2 protein-coding genes and 1 pseudogene are annotated in these 2,461 nt (G+C 75.2%); 2 read left to right on the forward strand and 1 reads right to left on the reverse strand.

Annotation, left to right across the window (positions count from 1 at the left end):
* Positions 1–499: pseudogene (locus JNW89_RS34625) on the reverse strand (peptidase C39 family protein); the annotation flags it as partial.
* A 134-nt stretch (positions 500–633) separates the two neighbouring features.
* Between JNW89_RS34625 and JNW89_RS34630 the strand changes: the two are divergent.
* Positions 634–1,302: a response regulator transcription factor gene (locus tag JNW89_RS34630; protein WP_088963314.1), complete on the forward strand. Its 669-nt coding sequence runs from the start codon at positions 634–636 to the stop codon at positions 1,300–1,302.
* On the forward strand, positions 1,299–2,461 hold a 1,163-nt coding region (locus tag JNW89_RS34635; protein WP_238452239.1), incomplete at its 3' end, for a cell wall metabolism sensor histidine kinase WalK. The genes JNW89_RS34630 and JNW89_RS34635, both read left to right, overlap by 4 nt.

Here is a 2,461-nt window from a genome sequence, read left to right on the forward strand (position 1 = left end):
GCGCCGACCGTGCGCAGCACCGGGCCGGTCGTCGCGCCCACCGGGCGCACAGGGTCACCCGGACCTGCCAGCCGGTCACCGTGGCCTCGCCCACCACCAGCGTGTCGGTGTCCACCCGGGCGTCGGGGTCCCGCTGCCCGGGCACCGAGGTGCGGCGTACCGGCTCCTCGCCCTCCGCCCAGCGGGCCAGCGTGTACCAGCCGGTGGTCGGCGCGTCCGCGTGCCAGCCGCGCAGCTCCACCTCGACCCAGCAGCCGGGCGGCGTCCGCGCCGTCCAGGAGGGCACCACCTCCGCGACCGCGAAGCCGGCCGGCACCGGGGGAGCGGTCCAGCTCCCCACCTCGTACGTCGCGCCGTCGTGTTTGCGCCGGTCGACCGGGTCGGTCAGCTCCAGCCCTTCGGCGTGCGACCGAACGCCGACGCCGATGCCGAGGCGCGCGTCGGCGGCGAGGCGGAAGCCCCGGTAGGCGATGTCCCGCCCGGTCGGTGTCGCGGTCACGGGCCCGTCCTTTGAGTAGATCAGCGCCAGCAGCATCCCGTACCCCGGAGGTTTCCTGCAACGACCCGGGCGGGCGGTGACGCCGGTTTGGCGGCCGGCACTAGGTTGTCGGGCAGGTCGGCGAGGAGGTCGGGATGCGGGTGCTGGTGGTCGAGGACGAGCGGAATCTCGCCGACGCGATCGCGCGCGGGCTGCGCAAGCGCGGCATGGCTGTCGACGTGGCGTACGACGGCGACACCGGCCACGAGGCCGCCTTCGTCACCCGGTACGACGTGGTGGTCCTCGACCGGGACCTGCCCGGCGTGCACGGCGACCAGATCTGCGCCGACCTGGCCGCCTCCGGCACCCTGACCCGGGTGCTGATGCTGACCGCCAGCGACAGCGTCGCCGACCGGGTGGAGGGGCTCGGCCTGGGCGCCGACGACTACCTGCCCAAGCCGTTCGCCTTCGACGAACTGGTCGCCCGGGTGCAGGCGCTCGGCCGGCGGGCCACCCCGGCCGCCCCGCCGGTGCTGGAGGTCGGCGACGTGGTGATCGACCCGGCCCGCCGGGTGGTCACCCGGGGCGGGGCGCCGGTCGACCTGACCAACAAGGAGTTCGGCGTCCTCTGCGAGCTGGTCAAGGCGCGCGGCGCGGTGGTCTCCAGCGAGGAGCTGCTGGAGCGGGTCTGGGACGCCAACACCGATCCGTTCACCACCATCGTCCGGGTCACCGTGATGACCCTGCGCAAGAAGCTCGGCGATCCACCACTGATCGAGACGGTCGTCGGCGCCGGCTACCGCACGGCCGAGGTGAGCGCGTGAGCCGCCGGCTGCGGCCCACCCTGCGGCTGCGGTTGACCCTGCTCAACGGGGTGCTGCTGGTCGGCGCCGGGGCGGTCCTGGTGGTGCTGGCCTGGCTGCTGGTCCGCGACGCGCTGCGCCCGGGCGACGAGCTGCGGCCGGGCACCACCGTGCTGCTGGCCGACGGCCGGTCGCTGGACGCCGCCGACTGGCAGCGCCAGCTGGTCGACGCCGCCTCGCAGGAGCTGCTGCTGAAGGGGCTCGTCGCGCTGCTGGCGATCAGCGTGGTCGGGGTGGCCGGGGCGTACCTGGTGGCCGGTCGGGCGTTGCGCCCGTTGCACCAGGTCACCGCCACCGCGCAGCGCCTCGGCGAGGCCACCCTCGACCAGCGGATCGGCTGGTCCGGCGCGGACGACGAGGTGGCCGAGCTGGCGCGCACCTTCGACGCGATGCTCGACCGGATCGCCGCCGCGTTCGAGTCGCAGAAACGCTTCGTGGCCAACGCCTCGCACGAGCTGCGCACGCCGCTGGCCGTGATGCGTACCGAGATCGACGTGACGCTCAGCGACGACGAGGCGGACACCGCCGAGTACCGCCGGATGGCCACCGTGGTGCGCGACGCCTCGGAGCGGGCCAACGGGCTGGTGGACGCGCTGCTGGTGCTGGCCCGCAGCGAGGCGCAGACCGGCCGCCGGCTGGCCCGGCGTACCGACTGCGACCTCGCCACCGGCACCGCCAACGCGCTGTCCGCGATGGCCCGGGAGGTGGAGCGGATCGGGCTGCGGGTGCAGACCTCGCTGCGGCCCGCCCCGGTGGTCGGCGACCCGGGGCTGCTGGACCGGCTGGCCGGAAACCTGATCGAGAACGCCGTCCGCTACAACCACCTGCACGGGCGGCTCTGGGTGCGCACCGACACCGACGGGCGGACGTCGCGGCTGGTGGTGGGGAACACCGGGTTCGAGGTGGACCAGGCCGACGTGCCGGGGCTGTTCGAGCCGTTCCGGCGGGGTGGGCGCGAACGGACCGGGGCGCGTGGCTCCGGGCTGGGGCTCTCCATCGTCCGGGCGGTCTGCGACGCGCACGGCGGCACCGTGACGGTGCTCGCCCGCTCCGGTGGCGGCCTGGAGGTGACCGTCGCGCTGCCGGCCGCCGACGTCGAGTGCCCGGCGACCCCGGCCCG

The sequence above is a fragment of the Micromonospora sp. 4G55 genome, from assembly GCF_016803375.1.